Below are 1748 nucleotides of genomic sequence, written 5' to 3' on the forward strand. Positions count from 1 at the left end.
CCAAACTACCTCACCTACCCCTTTCTGTGGGGCCAGGATGACGGGTTCGGTCTGGATTTTGGAATTGGCCTTGGCGATGGCCACGGCGGTTTCGGCGCATTTAGCGATGCCGTCGGGCGTCACGTCGCTGGTGGCCGAAAATCCCCAGGTACCATTGGCGATCACGCGGACGCCGATGCCGTACGACTCGGCGTTGGTGACGTTCTGCACCTTCATTTCGCGGGTAAACAGGAATTGCTGCAAATAGCGGCCAATGCGGACATCGGTGTAGGTCGCGCCCTTGCTCTTGGCAGCGTTGAGGGCGATATCGGCCATTCGTTTCTTGGCGGCGGCATCGGCAGCAGGTTCCAGCAGTTGGGCAGCCTCTACTTCGCGGCCCATGACCAGGCCAAACGGCAGCATGGCCGCGCCCGCAGTCAGGCCGGAAAGTTGCATGAATTTTCTTCGTTGCATTTTTAGGTGGGTTGGGAGTGCTTCGGCTCCGCTCAGCATGACAAAGGACTATTGTCAGTCTGAGCGGACCGGGCTGGCGTACCAGTCGAAGACAGTCTGTTTAGGTACAAAGTTAAAACTTAGCAAAAATGCCGCTTTGCGTCCAGAACGCCAAATATTTTGTTGTACTAACTATTTCCTCCTCCCTTTTTCATATTCACAAGCCACTTTGTCCGAAATCTCGTAAAACGCCTTAAAGTTCGACGCTTTCGGATCCATGCAGCCTTTTAGAGGCAGAAGTTCGATGTTGCGGAAGTCGATGGCGTGGCTTTCGCTCTGGAAGGCAATGTACCCTTCTTTGAGAGGGGTATTATCCAGCTTACGCCAATGGGCAGCATCTTCCTTGGTGAAGTGCGCCATTTCGAAGGTGTTGTTCTTGCCCACAAAATCGCCACCGATGCGGGCTTTGGTGTAGGTGAGTACCGTATCGCTTTCGACAATATGATAAATGATGGAATCGGCGTATACGATAGCCTCGCCTTTTACCCACTGATCGCCTTCATAGGTTTTGGAAGTCGAAGTGATGCAATGCGCCATGTCCAGCTTGCCGTTGATGTTGGCGATGGTACCGGGCGAGCAAAGGTTTCCCGTGGCTCGCTCGCCACTGCCCAAGCCACCCAAGAACTGCATTTCCAGCGATACCGGGAAGGTCTGATCTTTTCCCAAACTCGCCGCCGATTGAGAATGCAGCATCACGCCGCTGTTGCGGACGTTCCACGAGTCGCCTCCGGGCAACTGCTCGCCCAGAAAGCGGTACTCGAATCGCAGGCGATAATAAGAGTACGGTTGCTTGTAGTATATGTGCCCATACCGCCCGTCGAACCGATCGTAGCCATCGTACTTCACGCGCATCATTCCGTCCTCGGCTAAGAAGGTATTTTTGTAGTTGTCGTTCACCGCGTAGCCCGCGATTTTGACATCCCAGCCCGTGAGGTTTTTGCCGTTGAAAAGTTGAATCCAGTCGGTGGCTTTGGGGGCTTTGGGTTGGGCGTGTAAAGTACCCAAAATGGACAATGACAAGACGAGAAAAAAAGCTTTGCGAAGTAGTTTCATGGAAATAGCGATCAGATTTGTTCTTGACAAAAAGGGCAACTGGCCGTTATACTACTTTTCAGCCATCACTTACCGTTGTAGAAGTCAGTAGGAACGAGAAGACGCTATTGTTTCATGCTTTCAAAAATCGGTAAAGCCCAGTTGTTCACCTCTCCGTACACTTTTCCAAGTTTGCCGTTGGCTGACCTGAACAGTAGCCTAGC

2 protein-coding genes are annotated in these 1748 nt (G+C 52.5%); both read right to left on the reverse strand.

Translation table 11 applies throughout. The features are described from left to right. A partial coding sequence (locus ACEW8P_RS24780) for a PmbA/TldA family metallopeptidase (protein ID WP_373515745.1) occupies positions 1-453 on the reverse strand: 453 nt, incomplete at its 3' end. A 171-nt stretch (positions 454-624) separates the two neighbouring features. Next, complete coding sequence (locus tag ACEW8P_RS24785; protein ID WP_373515746.1) at positions 625-1545, reverse strand: DUF1080 domain-containing protein; 921 nt, start codon at positions 1543-1545, stop codon at positions 625-627. Between the last annotated feature and the right edge of the window lie 203 nt (positions 1546-1748).

Source organism: Persicitalea sp. (assembly GCF_041751555.1).
GTDB lineage: Bacteria > Bacteroidota > Bacteroidia > Cytophagales > Spirosomataceae > Persicitalea.

Excerpts from the sequence above, each read along its gene's own strand:
- ACEW8P_RS24785 (WP_373515746.1), bottom strand. The coding sequence starts at position 1,545 with ATGAAACTACTTCGCAAAGCTTTTTTTCTCGTCTTGTCATTGTCCATT.